Annotated in this window: 17 protein-coding genes; 10 read left to right on the top strand and 7 right to left on the bottom strand. The window is 73.7% G+C overall.

The genetic code is table 11. From position 1 onward, the window contains the following. Window positions 1-80 precede the first annotated feature (80 nt). The 3 genes from ABTZ99_RS29760 (at window position 81) to ABTZ99_RS29750 (ending at window position 4,387) form a co-directional block, all read left to right on the top strand. A complete protein-coding gene (locus ABTZ99_RS29760; RefSeq protein ID WP_499615869.1) occupies window positions 81-335 on the top strand; it encodes a TetR family transcriptional regulator in 255 nt (84 codons plus the stop codon). A 15-nt stretch (window positions 336-350) separates the two neighbouring features. Further along, complete coding sequence (locus ABTZ99_RS29755; protein ID WP_499615866.1) at window positions 351-662, top strand: acyl-CoA-like ligand-binding transcription factor; 312 nt, start codon at window positions 351-353, stop codon at window positions 660-662. 161 nt (window positions 663-823) lie between these two features. Next, window positions 824-4,387 (top strand): DEAD/DEAH box helicase, encoded by a 3,564-nt coding sequence (locus ABTZ99_RS29750; RefSeq protein WP_499615863.1) that lies wholly within the window; start codon window positions 824-826, stop codon window positions 4,385-4,387. On the opposite strand, the gene ABTZ99_RS29745 is transcribed toward ABTZ99_RS29750, so the two are convergent. Then, window positions 4,388-6,424, bottom strand: a complete 2,037-nt coding sequence (locus ABTZ99_RS29745) for an acyltransferase family protein (protein WP_499615860.1) — start codon at window positions 6,422-6,424, stop codon at window positions 4,388-4,390. 198 nt (window positions 6,425-6,622) lie between these two features. Next, a complete protein-coding gene (locus ABTZ99_RS29740) occupies window positions 6,623-6,787 on the bottom strand; it encodes a hypothetical protein (protein WP_498773201.1) in 165 nt (54 codons plus the stop codon). A 56-nt stretch (window positions 6,788-6,843) separates the two neighbouring features. Between ABTZ99_RS29740 and ABTZ99_RS29735 the strand changes: the two genes are divergently transcribed. Continuing rightward, window positions 6,844-7,149, top strand: coding sequence for a substrate-binding domain-containing protein (locus ABTZ99_RS29735; protein ID WP_499615857.1), 306 nt, complete (start codon window positions 6,844-6,846; stop codon window positions 7,147-7,149). Here ABTZ99_RS29735 and ABTZ99_RS29730 read toward each other — a convergent pair. Then, a complete protein-coding gene (locus tag ABTZ99_RS29730) occupies window positions 7,122-8,153 on the bottom strand; it encodes an AraC family transcriptional regulator (RefSeq protein WP_498773197.1) in 1,032 nt (343 codons plus the stop codon). The two genes, ABTZ99_RS29735 and ABTZ99_RS29730, sit on opposite strands and share 28 nt — an antisense overlap. Window positions 8,154-8,225: 72 nt before the next feature. On the opposite strand from ABTZ99_RS29730, the gene ABTZ99_RS29725 reads away from it, so the two are divergent. Genes ABTZ99_RS29725 through ABTZ99_RS29715 form a run of 3 tightly spaced genes read left to right on the top strand, consistent with a single transcriptional unit; the run spans window position 8,226 to window position 11,877 of the window. Beyond that, a complete protein-coding gene (locus ABTZ99_RS29725) occupies window positions 8,226-9,632 on the top strand; it encodes a flavin-containing monooxygenase (RefSeq protein ID WP_499615854.1) in 1,407 nt (468 codons plus the stop codon). Between the two features lie 2 nt (window positions 9,633-9,634). Next, window positions 9,635-11,281 (top strand): FAD-dependent oxidoreductase, encoded by a 1,647-nt coding sequence (locus ABTZ99_RS29720; protein WP_499615911.1) that lies wholly within the window; start codon window positions 9,635-9,637, stop codon window positions 11,279-11,281. Then, on the top strand, window positions 11,278-11,877 hold the full coding sequence (locus ABTZ99_RS29715; RefSeq protein WP_499615851.1) for an acetoacetate decarboxylase family protein: 600 nt from the start codon (window positions 11,278-11,280) through the stop codon (window positions 11,875-11,877). The genes ABTZ99_RS29720 and ABTZ99_RS29715 overlap by 4 nt, the downstream gene beginning before the upstream one ends. On the opposite strand, the gene ABTZ99_RS29710 is transcribed toward ABTZ99_RS29715, so the two are convergent. Next, window positions 11,874-13,448 (bottom strand): ABC-F family ATP-binding cassette domain-containing protein, encoded by a 1,575-nt coding sequence (locus ABTZ99_RS29710; protein WP_499615848.1) that lies wholly within the window; start codon window positions 13,446-13,448, stop codon window positions 11,874-11,876. The genes ABTZ99_RS29715 and ABTZ99_RS29710 overlap by 4 nt on opposite strands. Window positions 13,449-13,504: 56 nt before the next feature. On the opposite strand from ABTZ99_RS29710, the gene ABTZ99_RS29705 reads away from it, so the two are divergent. After that, window positions 13,505-14,164 (top strand): TetR/AcrR family transcriptional regulator, encoded by a 660-nt coding sequence (locus tag ABTZ99_RS29705; protein WP_499615845.1) that lies wholly within the window; start codon window positions 13,505-13,507, stop codon window positions 14,162-14,164. Window positions 14,165-14,242: 78 nt separating this feature from the next. Here ABTZ99_RS29705 and ABTZ99_RS29700 read toward each other — a convergent pair whose 3' ends face one another. Next, a complete protein-coding gene (locus tag ABTZ99_RS29700; protein WP_499615842.1) occupies window positions 14,243-15,448 on the bottom strand; it encodes a cysteine desulfurase-like protein in 1,206 nt (401 codons plus the stop codon). Between the two features lie 197 nt (window positions 15,449-15,645). Here ABTZ99_RS29700 and ABTZ99_RS29695 point away from each other — a divergent pair, with 197 nt between their 5' ends. Beyond that, window positions 15,646-17,238, top strand: coding sequence for a glycoside hydrolase family 64 protein (locus ABTZ99_RS29695; RefSeq protein WP_499615839.1), 1,593 nt, complete (start codon window positions 15,646-15,648; stop codon window positions 17,236-17,238). 583 nt (window positions 17,239-17,821) lie between these two features. Here ABTZ99_RS29695 and ABTZ99_RS29690 read toward each other — a convergent pair. Further along, complete coding sequence (locus ABTZ99_RS29690; RefSeq protein ID WP_498773183.1) at window positions 17,822-18,469, bottom strand: dienelactone hydrolase family protein; 648 nt, start codon at window positions 18,467-18,469, stop codon at window positions 17,822-17,824. A gap of 142 nt (window positions 18,470-18,611) precedes the next feature. On the opposite strand from ABTZ99_RS29690, the gene ABTZ99_RS29685 reads away from it, so the two are divergent. Beyond that, window positions 18,612-18,842, top strand: coding sequence for a hypothetical protein (locus tag ABTZ99_RS29685; RefSeq protein ID WP_498773181.1), 231 nt, complete (start codon window positions 18,612-18,614; stop codon window positions 18,840-18,842). Window positions 18,843-19,005: 163 nt separating this feature from the next. Here ABTZ99_RS29685 and ABTZ99_RS29680 read toward each other — a convergent pair whose 3' ends face one another. Continuing rightward, window positions 19,006-19,878: an aminoglycoside phosphotransferase family protein gene (locus tag ABTZ99_RS29680; RefSeq protein ID WP_499615836.1), complete on the bottom strand. Its 873-nt coding sequence runs from the start codon at window positions 19,876-19,878 to the stop codon at window positions 19,006-19,008. Between the last annotated feature and the right edge of the window lie 32 nt (window positions 19,879-19,910).

Raw genomic sequence — 19,910 nt, 5'->3', positions numbered from 1 at the left:
TCCCCTCGTGCAGGTCGGTCCAACTATATGTCACCCGGTGACAAGTTTGACACCCGATGTCGCGAAGTAAACTCCGGTGCATGGCAGCAGGGCTACGGGAACGCGCCCGACGGGCGGTACGCGCCGAACTCGCGCAGATCGCGTTGGGCCTGTTCGCCGAACGCGGGTTCGACGAGACCACCGTCGGCGAGATCGCCGAGTCCGCGGGGCTGACCAAACGGAGCTTCTTCCGGTACTTCCCGGCCAAGGAGGACGTCGTCTTCGCCGGCACCGACGTCACCGGCGAACAGGTCGTCCAGGACATCCGCGCCCGGCCCGCCGACGAGGACCCGTGACAGTCCCTGCACCAGGTGCTGCGGCAGTGGCAACAACAGATCCGCGCGTCCGAGCAGGCGCTGGCGAGCCTCCGCCTGATCGAGTCGACCCCGTCGCTGCGCGCCCGCCTCCACCAGAAGCGGGCGCAGTGGCGCCAACAGGTCAGCGACGCGCTGCGCGACCGGCCCGGCGCCGACCTCGACCCCTTCACCGCCGACCTGCTCACCAACGCCGCGACCGCGGTCCTGGACACCGTCTCGCAGGAATGGCTGCGCACCGGCGGCGCCGCCGACCGGGCCGCACTGCTCGACCGCGCCTTCGCCACCCTGCGGCCAACGCGGTCGTGAACGACGGCCGGCCACCCCGCCCGTCACCGCGACAGCCGCTCGGAGCGGGCTCGGCATAGCATCACGTGTCGGCCGCCAGGGGACGCCGGGCGCTCCAGGGGGGCGCCGGGCCGTGCCGGGAGGCCGCCGACACGACCGCGGCCGGGGACGGGAGGCGACGAGTGGAGCACGGGTCGCCGGTGGTGGACACGTCGGTCGCCGGGGTCGTGGAGGCCAGGTGGGGTGTCCGCCCGGAGCCCGCGATCGCGCGGTACGCCGAGCCGGGCTGGCAGCTCTCGCCCCTGCCCATCGACCGGCGGTGCCCGAAGTGCGAAGGCGAACTGCACGGCCTCTACCGCGCCCACCCGGATCGCGGCAGGCAGCAGCTCCAGGCCGCCGTCGTGTGCCCCGCGTGCCCCGCGTCGTTCACGCTGCGGGAGTTGAAGCTCGCGCAACGCTCGGTGCTCGGCGACCTGCGCCCGGCCGCCGTCTCGCGCCGCCTCGCGGAGGACGCCCAGCTCGAAGCCCTGGCCCGCAACTCGCGCGCGGTCCGCCCACCGGCCGCCGATCGGCCCCGGAGCGCGCCGGCCGAGCCCGACGGACCACCGCGGAAGCCGTCGACTCGCCCTGCGGCATCGGAGCCGGGTTCGCGGCGACCGGAGTCCGGCGCCGGGTCGCCGGAGGACGGTTCGCGACGGCCGGGGGCGGCGGGTTCCGGGCGACGGCGGGCGGAGTCGCGGCGGGCGGAGCGGGCGCGGGACGACGCGGATCCGCGACGGGCGGGCGGATCGCACGGTGAGGCGGAGGCCGAGTCGCCTGCGACTGAGGGTGGTGCGCGGGGCGGGGCGGCTGCGGACGCCGGGGTGGAGGCGGCGGACGGCACGGCCGACAGCGCGGGTCAGGCGCGGGTTCGGGTGGGGCGGCGGGTGTCCACCGTGGCGATGGCGGCTCGGATCCGGTCGATCCTCAGCGGGTCGGAGGTTGCGCCGGCGGCCCGTTCGGCGGCGGTGCCCGTGTTGCCGCCGGCGTTGGCGGCGTTGGAGTCGCGGCCCGTCTGGTGGTGCAAGACGGTCGACCCGGCGTTCGACCTGACCGACGTGCCGGCCGGCGTGGACGCTCGGGTCGTTTTGCCCGATTCATCCGAATTCACCCCTGTGAAGGAACGACTCGAAGCGGCCGGGGTGCCGTTCCGCGCCATCCGCCACTGGCTGGAGCAGGAAGAAGTGTCCGCGACCGCCGCCACCGCCTGGCTGTCCGATGTCGGCGGTGTCGTGCCCGAACGGTGCGAGTCGGTCGTCGGCGACGGAGCCCGAGCGGCTCGCCTGGCCTTCGAGATGCTGTGGGACCTGCACGAACCGACCGACGCCGACGTGCCCGACCCCGTTCCCGTCGCACGGCACGTGCCCGCCGACTGGGCGCGGTTCCTGCCCTTCCCCGTGCTCAACCCCGCCCAGGCCCAAGCCGCGCCCCACCTGGTGGACGGCGACTCCCACCTGCTGATCACCGCACCGACCGGCGCGGGCAAGACCGCGATGGGCATGCTGGCCGTGCTGAAGGCGATCCTGCACGAGGGCCGCAAGGCCGCCTGGCTCGTCCCCCAGCGCTCGCTCACCGACGAACTCGACCGAGAACTGGAGACCTGGCGCGACGAGGGCCTCCGCGTCGAACGCCTCTCCGGCGAGTACGCCGTCGACGTCGAGGCCGTCAAAGCGGCCGACCTCTGGGTCGCCACCACCGAGAAGTTCGAGGCGATCTGCCGCGCGTCGTCCCTGCAGGCCGCGCTCGGCGAGGTCGGCTGCCTCGTCGTGGACGAGGTCCACCTGCTCGGCAGCCCCAACCGCGGCGCGTTGCTGGAAGCCCTGCTGGCCCGGGTCCGCGGCATCGACTCGCCGGTCCGGATCGTGGGGCTCTCGGCGACCGTGTCCAACGCCGCCGAGGTCGCCGAATGGCTGGAGGCCGACCTCGTGGCCACGACCTGGCGGCCGTCCAAGGTGACCTGGCAGCTCCCGACGATCCCGGCGGCCTCCGGCTTCACCGCGAACAACCGCCTGCGCGAACAGGTCGTGCTCGACCTGACCCGGCGGCACACCGCCGAGGGCGGCAGCGTGCTGGTGTTCTGCGGCTCCAAGCGCAACGTCCGCTCCACCGCGATGGCGATCGCCGCCGACCGGGGCGCGCCCGTGCACACCGTCGCCCCCGACGACGTCGACGGCCTGACCAAGGCGTGCGCGGAGGTCGGCGTCCGCCTGCACTACGCCGACTACGAGCACAAGCACGCCGCCGAACGTGCCTTCCGCGCACGTGAGGCGGACGTCCTGGTCGCCACGTCCACCGTCGCCGCCGGCGTGAACCTGCCCGCACGGGCGGTGATCGTGCGCGACGTCTCCATCGGCGGCGAGCCGATCGACACGTCCACCGTGCTGCAGATGTTCGGCCGGGCCGGCCGCATCGGCGCGGGCGAGACCGAGGGCTGGTCGTACCTGGTCGTCGACGAGACGCAGCGCGCCGACTGGCAGACCAGGCTGGTGGCCGGGTACTCGGTGTACTCGCGGATCCGCGACTCGCTGCCCGACCACGTGCTGGCCGAGGTGCTCCAGGGCCGGATCGGCACGACGGACGACGCGCAGGCGTGGTGGGTCGAGACGCTCGCGCACGCGCAGGGCGACGACGACCTGGAGCCGGTGCAGGAGGCCGTGGCGTTCCTGGTGGACGAGGGCCACCTGACGGCGACCGGCGACCGGCTCGACATCACCGAGCTGGGCCGGCTGACCGCGCGGATGATGGTGTCCACCCACACCGGCCACCGGTTGCGCCGCACGCTCGGCCTGCTGCCCGTGCCGCACGACCCGGACGAGGCGGAGAACGCGCTGAGCCTGGTCCTGTCGGTCGCCGTGCGCGACCTGGCGGGCATCCCGGTGCCGGAGCCGGTGCGGCCGGCCGTGGCCACGGTGATCAAGGCGGGCGGCAAGACGTCGCAGATCACCAACACGACGTCGGTCAAGGGCCTCGGCTCGCAGACGACCACCGCGCCGGGCGACCTGGCGTGGGCGGCGCTGCTGCTCGCGGCACGGTCGCCGCACCTGTTCGACTCGCCCGGACGGCGGGTGGCCGGCGGCATCCCGCTGGCCACCCTGCACCCGGTGTACGAGCAGGCGCCGAGGTTCCTGGCGTGGCTGGCCGCGCAGGGCGTGCTGGGCACCGTGCACCCGTGGATCGCCGTGGTGGCCGCCGACCTCGACCACCGCGTCCGCTGGCGGAGCCTCGCCCCGGGCCGCGGCGCGGGCCGGCTGCTGTGGATGTGCGAGGAGATGGCGACCCGTGCCCACCTCAGGGAGGTGGTGCCGGGCCTGTGGCGCTCGGCGGTCGCGCGGGGTCTCCGCGCGCCGGACTGGCCACCGGGGCGTTCGCCGGCGGGCTGCGTCCTGGACCACGCCGGCTACACCGCGCTGCTGCGCGAACGCACCACCAACCACACCCTGACCGCGCACGCAGACCACGCCACCGTCACCGGCGGCACAGGCGCGACCGCGATCGCCTGGCGCGGCCGGACCTGGACCACACCGACGACCTCCGCGACCGTCCCCTACCCACCGGCGGACGACGACGACCCGAGCGAAACCGGGGTAGCCGTCTTCACCCGCCGCGGCGACTACCGCGCCACCGGCTGGCTCGCCGCCTACACCGGCCTCTCCACCGAAGACACCCCACCACCACCGGCACGCCCCCGCCGTGGACTCGGCCGCTGACTACCCGCGATCGAGCGCCTCGGCCAACACCGGCGTGAGGCTCCGGCTGAACGCGGCGTTGAGGTGGTCGGGGTCGTAGTACACGGCGATGTTGCCGACCACCCCGTGGCACTTGTGCTCGTCGCAGAAGTAGTCGGTGAAGTCCGCCAACGACACCATCGCGTTGTCGCTGGTCCGCGCGACCTCCGACAACGGGTCCGGGGGCTGCGCCGTCACGCGGTCCACCGCGCACACCCCCGGATCACCGGGGTTCAGCGCCACGCACTGGTGGTCGCGCACCTCGCCGTTCAACGGCGGGTCGCCCAGCACGACCACGCGCGCACCCGCGTCGGTCCACCGCTTCCAACGCGGTTCGAGCCCGTCCCGGTACTGCTCGGTCTGCGAACGGCCGCTGCCGTCGTCCACGAGCTCCTTGCGCGCGTAGAACGAGGTCAGCACCAGCGACGGCGAGTCCTCCGCGATCTCGTCGGTCATCCGCGCGGACCAGTCGGCGCACTTGCGCCTGGCCTCGTCGGTCGCGGCGCCTCGGTAGCCGACGAAGTCGACCTCCGCGAACGGGCACCCGCCCAGGTAGGCGTACTTGAGCACCCAGCCCCGCTCACGTGCCAGGTCGACCACCGGTGGCTGCCACTGCTGGGCGTGCGAATCGCCGACGAGCCAGAGGACCCGCGCCGACGCCGACCCACCGCTGTAGTCGCACACCGAGACGTCGGCCACGCCCTCGACACCGCCACAGCCGGGCGGCGTCTTGAAGTACTCGTTGGCGGGCCCCATGTGCACGACCTCCGCCGGGCCCAACGGGTTCGGGCAGCCGTTGGTGGGGATCAGGGCCTGGCCGCCGACGCACACCCCGACGCCGTGCTCCTCGGCTTCCCGCTCCGCCTGCGCGACGTGCCGCCCGTACGTCCAGTTCAACCCGGCCGCGGCCGCGGAAACGACGAGGAGGCCGACCACCATCGCGGCGAACGTGCGCCCGGTCCCGAGGCGGACCGCGATGCCCTTGTCCTCGACCAGGACCTTCGACAGGTACGCCGCCACGAGCGACGCCCCGAGCACCGCGAGCAGCAGTGGCGTGGTCATCCGGCCCGCCTGCAACGCGTCGGCGAACACGAACGGCGCGACCATGATCAACGGCCAGTGCCACAGGTACAGCGAGTAGCTGATGCCGCCCAGGAACTGCACCGGCGACGACGCCGTGACCGCCGCGTGCCACTGCCGCCCGGGGCGCTGCCCCGCCGCGATGACGAGTGCCGTGCCGACGGTCGGCACCAACGCGAGGTAACCGGGGAACGGCGTTGCGTGGTCGTAGTGGAACGCCGACGCGAGGATCATGGCGAACCCGATCGCCGAGGCCGCCCCGGCCAGCCGCTTCGACAGCTCGACGCCGGTCAGCGCGATGAGCGCGCCCAGCGCGAACTCCCACACGCGGCCCTGGGTGACGAAGTACGCCTGGTTCGGCTCGACCTGCGTGTAGTGGACGCTGAACGCCAACGACGCCGCGCCGACCAACGCGATGCCGACGACCTGCGCCCGCCGTCGCCGGACCTTGAACAACACCACCAGGAGCAACGGCCAGACCAGGTAGAACTGCTCCTCCACCGACAGCGACCAGTAGTGCTGCACGAGGCTGGCGGCCGTGTTGGCCGCCGAGTAGTCGACCGACTTCGCCGCGAGGAGCCAGTTCTCCCAGTACAGGGCGGCGGCGACCGACTCGGCCGCGGTCGCCTCCCAGCGCGGGTACGGCAACAGGAGGTACGCGGCGACGACGCTCACGCCGAGCACGAGCAACGCGGCGGGCAACAGCCGGCGGATGCGGCGGGCGTAGAAGCGGCCGAGGCGGACGCGGCCGGTCGAGGTGATCTCGCGGTCGAGGTGCGAGCTGATCAGGTAGCCGGAGATGACGAAGAACACGTCGACGCCGACGTAGCCGCCGGTGAGACCGCTCGGCCAGAGGTGGTTCACCACCACGGCGAGCACCGCGACGGCGCGCAACGACTGGATGTCGGTGCGGAACGCCGACTGTCTTCGCGCCTCCACGGGGGCGTGTTCCTCGACGACTGTACTCACTCTTCAGCCTGTCCCTCGAACGTGTCGCCTGGCTACAGGCTGATTGGCGCAGGAGAGTACCTGATCAGCTGCGCCGACCCAGCCACTTGTGCCGGAAGCCCGAGTTCACGGCCCCTTGGACGAGCGGGTAGCCGCCGGGGTTGGTCAGGCCTCCCGCCGCGGCACGGGTCACGGTCGTGTGATGCCCAGGTCCTCCACGGTGATCGGCTCGGCGATGTCGGCGCTGTCCGCGTAGATCCACAGCGCGCCCAGGTCGGTCTGCCAGTTCGGCTCCCGGCTGCCCGTGCGCAGCAACGTGTTCCGGCGGATCGAGGTGGTGCCGGCCAGGGGCACCGGGTCGACCTCGTGCCGACCGCGATACCCGGCGCCGAGGTCACGGTGTCCGCGACGTGGTCGCCTTCCGCGCGGTTGCCGGTGCCGCGCTGCGGTCGTGGAGCCTGGACGGCGCGGCGGTGCCCGACGACGTGTCTGTGGTGGGGTTCGACGACCTCGACCTGTGCGAGTACGTGACGCCTGGGTTGACGACGGTTGCGCAGGACGTCGCGGGCAAGGCGATCACGGCGATGCGGATGCTGCTGGACTCGGTGGAGACGGGCGAGTTGCCCGAGGAGCCGGTGACGATGGGCGTCCGGCTGGTGGAGCGCGAGTCCACCGCGCCCGTGGGCGGTCAGCCGGCGCGGCGGCGTCGGCCGTAGTCGCCCGGGGTGGTGCCGCGCCAGCGGCGGAAGGCGTGGATGAAGGCCGCCGCCTCGGCGTAGCCCAGGCGTGCCGCGATCCGTTCCACCGGCAGGTCGGTCGTGGTCAGCAGCTCCTCCGCGCGCGCCGCCCGCGCCTCGTCCAACAGCTCCTGGTAGCCGGTGCCGCGGGCGGCCAGCCTGCGCCGCAACGTCCGCGCGCTCATCCCCAACTCCCCCGCCACCTCCGCCACCGTGACGTCGAAGGCGTCCGACCCGGCCAACCGCGACCGCACCGCCGCCACCACCCCGAGCCGGTCCCGGCGGCGGGCCACCAGGTCCCGGAGCTGCGCCTCGCACATCGCGCTGGTCTCGGGGCTCGCCAGCGGCAGGTCCCGCCCCAGCAACGAGATGTCGAACGACGACCCGCACCGCGCCGCCCCGAACGTCGGCCGCACCCCGAACACGGCCTCGTGACCGTGATCGGCGGGCTCGGGGAACCGGAAGTCCACCTCCAGCACGGGCACACCGCCGGGCACCAGCTCGCCGATCACCGTGTGGATCGCGGCCAGGTCCCGTTCGGCCAGGAACCGGGCCACCCCGGCGGGCAGCGCGGTGTCGTCCAGCTCCACCCGCACCCGGTCGCCGTCGACCGACGCGGTCGGGTTGGTGAACGCGAAGCTCAGGTCCAGGTAGCGCAGCGCGGTGTCGACGGCGTCCCGCACGGTGGCGCAGCTGAGGAACGCGTAGCCGAGGATGCCGAACGTGGTCGCGTGGTACCGGCGGCCGACGTCCACCCCGCTGTCCGGCAGCACGGCGACGAGGTTGCGCACGACCCGCAGCTCCTGGCGCGCCTCGACCTCCGCGGCCGGCTCGGCCAGGTGCGCGGCGTCCAGCCCGCTGCCCGCGAGCAGCCGGTCCGCGCCGATGCCGTGGTCGGCCCCGAAGCGCACCAGCAGCGCCACGCTCGCTATGCCGCGGCGGAAGTCCCAGTGCCGCACCGCCGGCTCGGTCAACGTCGCCATGGCCACCATTGTCAATTACCCGGCCGGTGATGTCCTGGTGCGTTCGAGGGGTTCCTCCCTACCGTCGCCGGGGTGACGGCGGTCGTGGTGATCGGGGCGGGGTTCGCGGGCATCGGCATGGCGCTGGGCCTGCGCCGGGCCGGGTTCACCGACGTCACCGTGCTGGAACGCGCGGACGACGTCGGCGGCGTGTGGCGGGACAACACCTATCCCGGCGCGGCGTGCGACGTGCCGTCGTCGTTGTACTCGTACTCGTTCGCGCCCAACGCCTCCTGGCCGCGCCGGTACGCCGCGCAGCCCGACATCCTCGCCTACCTGCGCGACGCCGCGGCCCCGGTGCGCGACCTCGTGCGGCTGGGCTGCGACGTGACCGGCGCCGCGCGCGAGGGCGGTCGGTGGCGGGTCGAGCTGGCCGGCGGCGAGGTGGTCGAGTGCGACGTGCTGATCAGCGCGGTCGGGCAGCTGTCCCGGCCGGCCGTGCCCGACCTGCCGGGGCGCTTCGGTGGGCCGGCGTTCCACAGCGCGCGCTGGCGGCACGACGTGGACCTGCGCGGACGGCGGGTGGCGGTGATCGGCACGGGCGCCAGCGCGGTGCAGTTCGTGCCGCACGTGCGGCAGGTCGCGGAACGCGTGACGGTGTTCCAGCGCACCGCGCCGCACGTGCTGCCGAAACCCGATCGCGCCCGCCCGTCGCGGTTGCTCGGCGGACGGGTCGGCCGCGTGGCGACGTGGCTGACCGGCGAGCTGCTGACCGCCGCGCTGACGTCGGGCCCCGGCTCGCGCAAGGCGGTGGAGGCGTTGACCGCGCTGCACCGGTTCTGGCGGGTGCGCGACCCGGTGTTGCGGGCGAAGCTGATCCCGGGCGCTCCGGCCGGCTGCCAGCGGCTGCTGTTCTCCAACGACTGGTACCCGGCGTTGACCCGCCCGGACGTCGACGTCGTCACCTCGCCGGTCACCGGGCTCACCGAGCACGGCGTGCGCACCGCCGACGGCGTCGAGCACCCCGCCGACGTGCTGGTCTACGGCACGGGCTTCGCGGCGGCCGACTTCCTCGCGCCGCTGCGCGTCCGCGGCCGGGACGGGCGGGAACTGGCCGACGCGTGGGCCGGCGGCGCCCGCGCGCACCTGGGCGTCACCGTGCCCGGCTTCCCGAACCTGTTCCTGCTCTACGGCCCCAACACGAACCTGGGCGGCAACTCGGTGCTGACCATGATCGAGGCGCAGATCCGGTACGTGCTGCGCGTGCTCGACCGGCTCGTCCGCGCGGGCGTGGCCGGGGTGGAGGTGCGACCGGAGGTGGCGGAGGCGTTCGACGCCGAGGTGCAACGCCGCCTGCGGCACAGCGTGTGGAGCCTGTGCTCCAGCTGGTACCGCGCGGACGGCGGCCGGATCACCACCAACTGGCCCGGCCTGGTGTGGGAGTACCGGCGGCGCACGGCACGGGCGGACCTGGCCGACTTCCGAGCGGTGGGAGGGTGAGGGTGGACTACGACGTGCTGGTGATCGGGTCCGGGTTCGGCGGCGGCGCCACCGCGTTGCGGCTGAGCGAGAAGGGCTACCGCGTCGGGGTGCTGGAGGCCGGCCGCCGGTTCGCCGACGAGGACTTCCCGCGCACGTCCTGGCAGGTGCGCGACTACCTGTTCGCGCCGTCGCTGGGCTGCCTGGGCATCCAGCGGGTCGACCTCCTGCGCGACGTGCTGGTGCTCAGCGGCGCGGGCGTGGGCGGCGGGTCGCTGGTGTACGCGAACACGTTGTACGAGCCGCCGGAGGCGTTCTACCGCGACCGGCAATGGGCGCACATCACCGACTGGCGGTCCGAGCTGGCGCCGCACTACGACCAGGCGTCGCGGATGCTCGGCGTGACCGGGAACCCTCGAACCACGGCGGCGGACCGCGTCCTGCGTGCGGTCGCCGAGGAGATGGGCGTCGGCGAGACCTACCACCGGTCGCGGGTCGGCGTGCACTTCGGCGCGCCGGGCGACCCGTTCTTCGGCGGTGTCGGGCCGACCCGGTCGCCGTGCACGCACTGCGGGCAGTGCATGACCGGCTGTCGGCACAACGCCAAGAACACCCTGGTGAAGAACTACCTCCACCTCGCCGAGCTCGCGGGCGCGCGGGTGCACCCGCTGACCACGGCGGTCGACGTGCGGCCGGCGCCCGGCGGTTTCACGGTCGCGACGCGGCGCACGGGCGGTCGGCGCGGACGGGACTTCACCGCGCGGCAGGTCGTGTTCGCGGCGGCGTCGCTGGGCACGCAACGACTGCTGCACCGGCTGCGGCGCACCAGCCTGCCGCGCCTCTCGCCGAGGCTGGGCACGTTGTGCCGCACCAACTCCGAGGCGGTGCTGGGCGTGCGGGTGCGCGACGGCGGGGCGGACCACTCGCTGGGCGTGGCGATCACCTCGTCGTTCCACCCGGACGAGCACACGCACGTGGAACCGGTGCGGTACGGGCGGGGCAGCAACCTGATGGGCCTGCTGATGACCGTGCTGGTCGACGGCGGACCGCGGCGGTTGCGACGCGGCGCGCGCGAGCTGGCGCGCGGGTGGCGCGACTTCGGGTGGCTGCACGACCCGCGCCGGTGGTCGGAGGAGACGATCGCGTTGCTGGTGATGCAGAGCCTGGACAACTCGCTGACCACGGTCGAGCGCCGGGGTGTGCTCGGCAGGCGGATGACCACGCGGCAGGGCGACGTGCCGAACCCGACGTGGATCCCGCTCGGGCACGAGGTGGCGCGGCGGATCGCGGCCCGCGTCGGCGGCGTCGCGCGCGGGGCGTGGCCGGACCTGGCGGACGTGCCGCTGACCGGTCACCTGATCGGCGGGTGCGTGATCGGCGACTCGCCGGCCACCGGCGTGGTCGACCCGTACCACCGGGTGCACGGCTACCCGGGCCTGCACGTGGTCGACGGTTCCACGATCCCGGCGAACCTCGGCGTGAACCCGGCGCTGACCATCACCGCGCTCGCCGAGCGCGCGATGTCGTTGTGGCCCAACAATGGTGACCGCGACCCGCGTCCGGAGCCCGGTGCGGCGTACGTCCGGCTGAACGCGGTCGCGCCGCGGAGCCCGGTCGTGCCGCCGACCGCTCCCGGGGCGCTGCGCCTGACCGTGAGGGGTGATCGATGAGCTATCCGCCGGAGCCGTGGCAGCTGCACGGCCGCGCGTGCGTGTCGGTGTGGCTGGTCCGGGCGACGGCGCTGCCACCGCTGCCGGTGCGGCCGGTGACCGTGTTCGGGCGGGCCGTGGTCGGCACGGCGTTCGTGGACTACCGGCCGCCGGGCATGGCCTACCACGAGGTGCTGGCCGCCGTGCTGGTGCGGCGTGGCCTGCGGTTCGGGGTGTCGATCCCGCGCATCTGGGTGGACAGCCCGGCGTCGCTGGCGGGTGGCCGCGAGCTGTGGGGCATCCCGAAGGAGCCGGCGGAGTTCGAGTGGGGTCGGGACCTCGCCGCGTCGGCCCGGGACGAGCACGGTCCCCTCGCCTCGGTCCGCGCGCGGACGCCCCGGTTCGACGTGTGGCTGCCGGCGGCGGGGTCGACGTGGCAGGCGTTCGGCGACGGCCTGGCCTGCACACCCCTGCGCGCCACCGGTCGGGTCGCCCCGGTCCGCGCCCGCTGGCACGTCGACCCGGCGGGCCCGCTGGCGTGGCTGCTCCCGCACCGGCCGCTGGTCGGCGTCGCCGTCCGCCGGCTGCGCATGACGTTCGGGCCGCGCCGCCGCTAGGACCAGACCGGCTCGGGCACCTCCTCGACCCGGCCGTCCCGGTCGACGTGCAGGAACCGGTCGAAGTCCGCGGCGAACCAGCGGTCGTGGGTGATGGCCAGAACGGTGCCGGTGAACGCGCGCAAGCCCTCCTGCAAGGCGTCCGCGGCGGCCACGTCGAGGTTGTCGGTCGGCTCGTCCAGCAGCAGCAGCGTCTCGCCGGCCAGCTCCAGCAGCAGGATCTGCAACCGCGCCTGCTGGCCGCCCGACAACGTCTCGAACGGCTGCCGCCACGCGGGGGCGAGCTCGTAGCGGGCGAGGGCGGCCATCGCGTCGTCGCGCTCGATCCCGTGGTCCCGCGTGACGATGTCGGCCACCGCCCGTCCGACCAGGTCGGGGCGGGCGTGGGTCTGGGCGAAGTGGCCGGGCACGACCCGCGCGCCGAAGGAGATCCGGCCCGAGTGCCGGGTCGCGGACGGGTCGGCGAGCACGCGCAGGAGCCAGGACTTCCCGGTGCCGTTCGCGCCGAGGACGGCGATCCGCTCGCCGAACCACACGTCGAGGTCGAACGGCTCGATCAGACCGGACACCGCCAAACCCTTGCAGCTCAACGCCTGCTTGCCGGTGCGACCACCCTGCAGGCGCATGCGGACGGTGCGCCGCTTCGGCGGCCGTTGCGGCGGGCCGGCCTCCTCGAACCTGGCCAGCCGGGCGCTCGCGGCGCGGTAGGCCGAGGACACGGCGTCGTCGCGGGCGGCGTTCTGGCGCAGGGCGTGCACGGTGGTCTTCAGCCTGCGGTGCTCGTCGCGCCACCGCTTGCGCCGCTCGTCCAGCCGGTCGATCCGGTCGTGCCTGGCCTGGGCGAACGTGGCGAAGCCGCCGCCGTGCACCCAGACGTCGCGGTCCTCGACGGCGACGATCCGGTCGGCGGCGTCGGCGAGCAGCTGCCGGTCGTGCGAGACCAGCAGGATCGTCTTGCGGCTCGCGGCCAGCTCCCGCGCCAGCCACTGCTTGCCGGGCACGTCCAGGTAGTTGTCCGGCTCGTCCAGCAGCAGCACGTCGTCCGGGCCGCGCAGCAGGGATTCCAGGACCAGGCGCTTCTGCTCGCCGCCGGACAGCGTGGCCACGGGCCGGTCGGCGGCCCGGGCGAACGGCAGGCCGAGCGCGACGGTCGTGCAGGTGTCCCAGACGACCTCGATGTCGTAGCCGCCCGCGTCGACGTGCTCGGCGATGGCGTCCGCGAGGGCCAGTTGGGTGTCCTCCTCGTCGCGCCCGGCCACCGCGGCTTCGGCTTCGGCCAGGGCCTTCGCGCTCGCCCGGACGCGGTCCGGCGCGACGGCGAGCAGCAGGTCGCGGACCGCGTCGCCGGTGATGAACTGCCGCATCACCCCGACGCCGCCGCTGGTGGCGATCTCGCCGGCCGCGGGCCGCAGCTCACCGGCCACGAGCCGCAGCAACGTCGTCTTGCCCGCGCCGTTCGGCCCGACCAGCCCTGCGGTGACGCCCTCGCCGACGCGGAACGACACGCGGTCCAGCAGCACGCGCCCGTCGGCCAGGGCGTAGGTCAGGTCGGACACCTCGACGTGAGCCATCGGCCACCCTCTCGAACGTTGGTCGAGAACCCGACCAACGTACTAGAGTCCCGATCGTGGACGCGACGGGTTATCAGGGCGGGGTGTGGTTGAGGCCGGCCAGGGGACGGCGGGACGCGCCGCTCACGGTGGACCGGATCGTCGTGGCGGCGGTGGCGCTGCTGGACGCCGAGGGCCCGGCCCGGCTCACCATGCGCAGGCTCGCCGAACGCCTCGACGTCGCCCCGCCCACCCTGTACTGGCACGTGAAGACCAAGGACGACGTGCTCGACCTGGCCGTGGACGCGATCTTCGCCGAGGTGCGGGTGCCGGACGGCGGCGAGTGGGCGGACGCGGTCCGGGCGCTGGTGCTGGCGTGGCGGGCGACGATGCTGCGCCACCCGTGGTCACCGCCGTTGCTGGGTCGGCCGACGCTGGGCCCGAACGTGCTCCGGCGCACCGAGTTCCTCCAGGCGACGCTGGCCGGCGCGGGCTTCCGGGGCGTCGACCTGGCCGCCGCGACGCACGGCCTGGCCAACTTCGCCATCGGCTCCGCCCTGACCCAGTCCACGTGGCGCAACGCGGCCGTCCGGGACGCCGCCAACGCGCACGTCCGGGCGAACGCCGACGCCTACCCCACCCTGGCCGCCAACGACCACCTCGACGACCCCGACTGGGACGCCCTGTTCAGCCAGGGCCTCGACCGCTTCCTGACCGGCCTGGCCGGCTCCCTCTGACCCGGCGAAGGCCGGTCCGGGCGCACACCCGGACCGGCCTCCACCGATCGCGCGTCCGTCCGTCCAGGGTTCGCCGGCTCACGCCCGACCGGAGCGCACGAACCCGGCCACCCCGTCGAGCAGCCGGTCCACCTCGGCCTCCGTCGAGTACGGCGCGAGCCCGACCCTCAGCCCGCCGGTGTCGCCGAGCCCCAGCCACCGGGACGCCTCGATCGCGTAGAACGAGCCCGCCGGCGCGTTCACGCCCAACCCGGCCAGGTGCCGGTACACGTCCGCCGCCGCGTGCTCGGCGAACGTCGCCAGCACGGTCGGGGTGCGCAGCCGGGCCCGCGACCACACCGTCACGCCGGGCAGCGCCGCCAGCCCCGCCTCGACCTTCTCCCGCAACCGGTCCTCGTGCTCGGCCACCGCCGCCAACGACGCCGTGATCCGCTCACGGCGGGTCCCGGCCGACGGCGCCAGGTCGGCGATGAAGTCCACCGCGGCCGTGCAGCCGGCCAGCACCTCGTACGGCAGCGTGCCCAGCTCGAACCGCTCCGGCACCGCGTCCGTCGACGGCAGCAGCTTGTCCGGCCGCAGGTCCGCCAGCACCTCCGGCCGCCCCACCACCACACCGCAGTGCGGCCCGAAGAACTTGTACGGCGAGCACGCGAAGAAGTCCGCCCCGATCGCCTCCACGTCCACCGGGTGGTGCGCGGCGAAGTGCACTCCGTCCACGTAGAACAGCGCGCCGGCCTCGTGCGCCGAAGCGGCGATCCCGGCCAACGCGGGCCGCGTGCCGATCAGGTTCGACGCCGCCGTGACGGCCACCAGCCGGGTCCGCTCCGACAGCACGCCGGCGACGTCGTCCAGCTCGCCGGTCGCCGGGTCGAAGCCGACCCACCGCACCACCGCGCCCACCGCCTCGGCCGCCTGCACCCACGGCCGCACGTTCGCGTCGTGGTCGAGCCTGGTCACCACCACCTCGTCGCCGGGCGCCCAGGTCCGCGCCAGCGTGCGGGCGAAGTCGTAGGTCAGCTGCGTCATGCTGCGCCCGAACACCACGCCCTCCGGCGGCGCGCCGAGCAGGTCGGCCACGGCGCGCCGGGCGTCCAGCACGATCGCGTCGGCCGCCCGTTCGGCGTCGGTCACCACGCCGCGGTTGGCCAGGGACGAGGTCATCGCGTCGCGCACGGCGTCCGCGACGGCGGCGGGCACCTGCGAGCCGCCCGGACCGTCGAAGTGGGCGGTGCCGGTGGCGAGGGAGGGGAAGCGGGCGCGGACGGAGTCGACGTCGTAGGTCATGCCACCACTCTGGCCGCCGATCCACATCGGACTCCAGTGGTGCGGGTCACGTTCTGCCCTTGACATTGGTCCAACCATCGCACAACGCTATGGAAGCGCTCTCACGGACCCGTCCGCGTCGGCGTCCGACCGCTTGGCCGCCCTGGAACCGGCCGGGAGGTCGGGACAACCTTGCCCTGCACCGAGGAGTCGCAACCATGCGCACCCTGACGAAGTGGTTGAGCGCGTTCGCCGCGCTCGCCACGTCGGCGTCACTGGCCGCCGCCACACCGGCCGCGGCCGTCGGACCGGACCTGCTGCCGATCACGATCACCAACAACAGCGGCCGTGCCGAGGCCGTCCACCTGTACGTGCTCGGCACCGACATCCGGCCCGGCGGCCGGCTCGGGTACGTCAACCAGTCGGGCACGTTCACGCCGTGGCCGGCCGGGGCCAACCCGCCCTCGCCCGCGCCGGACGTGTCGATCGCGGGCCCGCCCAACGGCGGCTCCGTCACCCTGCGCGTGCCGCGGTTCATCTCCGGCCGCGTCTACATGTCGTTCGGGGAGAAGCTCAAGTTCTTCCTCACGCCGGACGGCCTGGTGCAGCCCGCGCCGTGGTCGCCGAGCGACCCGAACCGGGACATCCTGTTCGACTGGAGCGAGTTCACCTACAACGACGCCGGCCTGTGGTTGAACAGCTCGCAGGTGGACATGTTCGCCGTACCGCACGCGGTCACCGTGACCGGGGCGAGCGGCGTGACGAAGAAGACCGGCGAGCTGGTCGCGAACGGCCGCGACAACGTGATCAACGGCGTGCGCAACCAGGCCGGCTGGGCGAACTCGGTCCGCACCCGCGCCGACGGCACGGTGGTGCGCGTGCTCGCGCCGGGCAAGGCGGCGGACGCGGGCCTGTTCGACCGCGCCTACCTCGACCCGTACATCACGCAGGCGTGGAACGCCTACACCACCAAGACGTTGACCGTGGTGCCGTTCGGCGACCGGCCGGACATCCGCTACTTCGGCCGCACGTCGGGCACCACCATGAACTTCACCGACTCGTCGGGACGTCAGGTGGCGTCGTTCGCCAAGCCGTCCACGTCGAACGTGTGGGGGTGCGACGGGGCGCTGCACGCGCCCAACGACCAGGTCGTCGGGCCGATCGCGCGCACCCTGTGCGCCGCGCTGCACCGCTCCACGCTCGGCAGGATCGACACGCAGCCCGGCGGCGGGCCGGCCGACTTCTACCAAGGTGCGCTCACCAACCACTACTCGCGGCTCGTGCACCAGAACATGGTGGACGGCAAGGCTTACGGCTTCGCGTTCGACGACGTGCAGGCGCAGGAGTCGTTGGTGCACGACGGCGACCCGCGTTCGGCGGGGATCATCCTGACGCCGTTCACGGGTGGTGGCGGCACCCCGCCGCCGGGGCCGGCGGGCGGCATCGTCAGCGCGTGGCACGGCAAGTGCGTCGACGTGCCGAACTGGAACTTCACCGACGGCCAGCGCCTGATCGTGTGGGACTGCACGGGCGGCACGAACCAGCAGTGGGAGTCGACCGGCGGCACGTTCCGCACGCAGAACAACATGTGCATGGACGTGGCCTGGGGCTCGACCTCGAACGGCGCCGCCGTCCAGGTCGCGAGGTGCAGCGGGAACCCGGCCCAGCAGTTCGTCCTGACCGCCGCGGGCGACCTCGTCAACCCGCAGGCGAACAAGTGCGTGGACATCGCCGACTGGAACCCGAACAACGACGCGGTCCTGCAGATGTGGGACTGCGCGGGCACGGCGAACCAGAAGTGGCGTCGCTAGCACTGACCTGGCGGCCGTGACCGCTTGAGCCGGTGTGACCGGCTTGACGTGACCGGCTTGACGGCCGTGCTGGTGGTGGACGGCCGGGCGCCGCACTCGCCGGCGCTATCACCGGCCGGCCGGTGGGCCGTCCACTACCTGTCGGACGCGGCGTGACGCGGGTGCCCGCGTTTGCGCCGCGTCCGGTGGGACGACGGCGGGGTCGAGGAGCTGACCGCGAGCCCTCGGGGCTGACCGACCACCGGCCGCTCGTCGGTCGGCCTTCCAGGCTCCGGGCTCACACTTGGGTCGCACGCACGTCGAGGCGCATTCTCCGGTGTGGTGGCATGATGATCAGGGATGGCGACTGGCCTACCTGGCCACGACCCCTCCGAGCCTGGAAGGGAGGCCGAGCGATCTTCCACCTCCCACCCCGAACCAGGTCCCCCAATGGGGTGATCCTGAAAATGCCCTCAAAGAAAACACCGTTATCGCCAACCTCGAACGTCGGTTGAAACAACGAGGCCGGCAACCAACCGCCGCACCGCCGACCAGACCCTCGAACCGTGCTGATCCTGCAAGGCTCACATCAGCGGACCCGGGATCAGAGGAAGTCCCGGAACCACGAACCCGCCAGCTGCGCGACCTGGTCCAACGCCCCCGGCTCCTCGAACAGGTGTGTCGCGCCCTCCACCACCTCGAGCCGCCACAGCACCGCCAACTCCTCCGCCGCCGCACGGTTCAGCTCCAGGACCTCCTCGTCACGACCGCCGACCACCAGCAACGTCGGCGCGCGCACCCGCGACAACGCCCGCCCAGCCAAGTCCGGCCGACCGCCCCGCGACACGACCGCCCTCACCAGGTACGTCCCGGCCGCCGCGACCAACGCCGCCGCCGCGCCCGTGCTCGCACCGAACAGCCCGATCGGCAACCCCCGCGTCGCCGGCGCCCGCGAAGTCCACTCCACCGACGCCGCCACCCGCTCCGCCAGCAACCCGATGTCGAACCGCAGCCGCCCGGTGACCCGGTCCTCCCGCTCCTCGCGCTCCGTCAGCAGGTCGAGCAGCAGCGTCGCGTAGCCGTCCCGCCGCAACGACTCCGCCACGGCCTGGTTGCGCCCGCTGTGCCGCGAGCTGCCCGAACCGTGCGCGAACACCACCACCCCGGCCGGATCGGACGGCACGCCGAGGTCAGCGGCCAGGTCGACACCCCAGGCGTCGACCGACACCGCCATCGTGCCGCTCCTCGTCATGCCCTCGAGGTTTCACCGGCGCACGCGCGAGCAAACGAGCAGTGTCCGATCGGGGCACACGGGTAACCCGTCTGTGTGCCCCCTGCCCGGCACGGGAGGAGCGACCATGGCCGACGAACGAGCGCACGCCCGAGGAGGACCGATGTCCGAGCAACAAGAGGCGATCGAGCCGCGATGGGGCACGGGCGAGGGCCACGGCCTGCGACGCGACTCCGAAACACCCGGCCCGCAGTTCTCCGCGCCCGACGACGACGGCGACTTCATCGACGAGGAACCGACCTCGATCGCCGACGAAGCCGGGTCGAACTACCTGCGCGGCCCCGAGGACGCGGCCATGCACATCGAGGACGAGGACGGCCGCCCTCTCGAATGACCTGATCAGGTGACCGCGCCACGATCAAGTGATCCCCGATCGGGCACGCTCAACGCATCGGGCGCCCGCGTGCCCCCGCGTGCCACGGACCCGACGGCGCGCGCGAACTGCTCGGCGCCGCCCTGTGTACCTGCTCGCGGTGGTGGGCGCGTACTCGGTTGGTTCATGCCACCAGAACGCGGTCCAGCGCGGCGTGACCCGCGGGTTCCCAGGTCGGTTTGCCGCCGGCGAGGCCGAGCCGGCCGTTGCGCCCGATCCCGATCAGGACCAGGGCGCGCAGGACGGCCCAACCGCGGGCCCGGGTGACGGTCGCTTCGTCGGCCTGCCCGTAGGCGTCGAAGAATCGGCCCGCCGCGCCGGCGGGCAGCAGGACCCAAGCGGCGGCGAGGTCGGTGGCGGGGTCGCCCGCGCACAGCTCGCCGAAGTCGATCACCCCGGTGAGCGTCCCGTCGCGGACGACGACGTTCGCCGGGTGCAGGTCACCGTGCAGCCACCGCGGCGCGCCCGGCCAGTCGGGCGCCGCCACGGCCTTCTCCCATACCTCACGCGCGCGGTCGGCGCCCGGGTGGTCGGCGATCAGCTCGAACCAGCCGTCGATCCCGTCGCGCAACCCGACCAGGGGGATGCCGCGGGTGGGGTTGACCGGCGCGTCGGCGGGCGCGGGTTCGTGCAGCGCGCGGAGGAACTCCGCGAGGACGTCGGCCGCCTCGACGCGGGTGATCGGCGCGTGGTCGGCAGGCTCGCCCTCGACCCAGCGCGCGACCGTCCAGGTGTCCCCGAACAGGTTCGAAGGTCTGCCGAGGCGCACCGGGACGGGCGTGGGCAGCGGCAGGCGGTCGGCCAGCACCGGCAGCCACGTCTGCTCGGCGTGCAGCATGGCGGGCCCGCGATCGGTGCGCGGCAAGCGCACGGCCAGCTCGTCCCCGAGCCGCCACACCTGGTTGCCCCAGCCCCCGTCGACGTCCCGGAGTTCGAGGTCCGCGAGGTCCGGGTGCTGATCCCGCAGCAGCGCCCGGACCAGGTCCTGGTCGAACATGACGTCCCCCATCACCGAGGCCCCGATCGCCG

This window comes from Actinosynnema sp. NPDC002837 (genome assembly GCF_040295345.1).
In the GTDB taxonomy this organism is placed as follows: domain Bacteria; phylum Actinomycetota; class Actinomycetes; order Mycobacteriales; family Pseudonocardiaceae; genus Actinosynnema.
Note: the sequence above shows the minus strand (reverse complement) of the source record. Positions and strands in the feature narration are given on the sequence as shown.

Excerpts from the sequence above, each read along its gene's own strand:
- ABTZ99_RS29680 (WP_499615836.1), bottom strand. The coding sequence starts at position 19,878 with ATGTTCGACCAGGACCTGGTCCGGGCGCTGCTGCGGGATCAGCACCCG.
- ABTZ99_RS29700 (WP_499615842.1), bottom strand. The coding sequence starts at position 15,448 with ATGACCTACGACGTCGACTCCGTCCGCGCCCGCTTCCCCTCCCTCGCC.
- ABTZ99_RS29730 (WP_498773197.1), bottom strand. The coding sequence starts at position 8,153 with ATGGCGACGTTGACCGAGCCGGCGGTGCGGCACTGGGACTTCCGCCGC.
- ABTZ99_RS29760 (WP_499615869.1), top strand. The coding sequence starts at position 81 with ATGGCAGCAGGGCTACGGGAACGCGCCCGACGGGCGGTACGCGCCGAA.
- ABTZ99_RS29690 (WP_498773183.1), bottom strand. The coding sequence starts at position 18,469 with ATGACGAGGAGCGGCACGATGGCGGTGTCGGTCGACGCCTGGGGTGTC.
- ABTZ99_RS29695 (WP_499615839.1), top strand. The coding sequence starts at position 15,646 with ATGCGCACCCTGACGAAGTGGTTGAGCGCGTTCGCCGCGCTCGCCACG.
- ABTZ99_RS29710 (WP_499615848.1), bottom strand. The coding sequence starts at position 13,448 with ATGGCTCACGTCGAGGTGTCCGACCTGACCTACGCCCTGGCCGACGGG.
- ABTZ99_RS29685 (WP_498773181.1), top strand. The coding sequence starts at position 18,612 with ATGTCCGAGCAACAAGAGGCGATCGAGCCGCGATGGGGCACGGGCGAG.
- ABTZ99_RS29715 (WP_499615851.1), top strand. The coding sequence starts at position 11,278 with ATGAGCTATCCGCCGGAGCCGTGGCAGCTGCACGGCCGCGCGTGCGTG.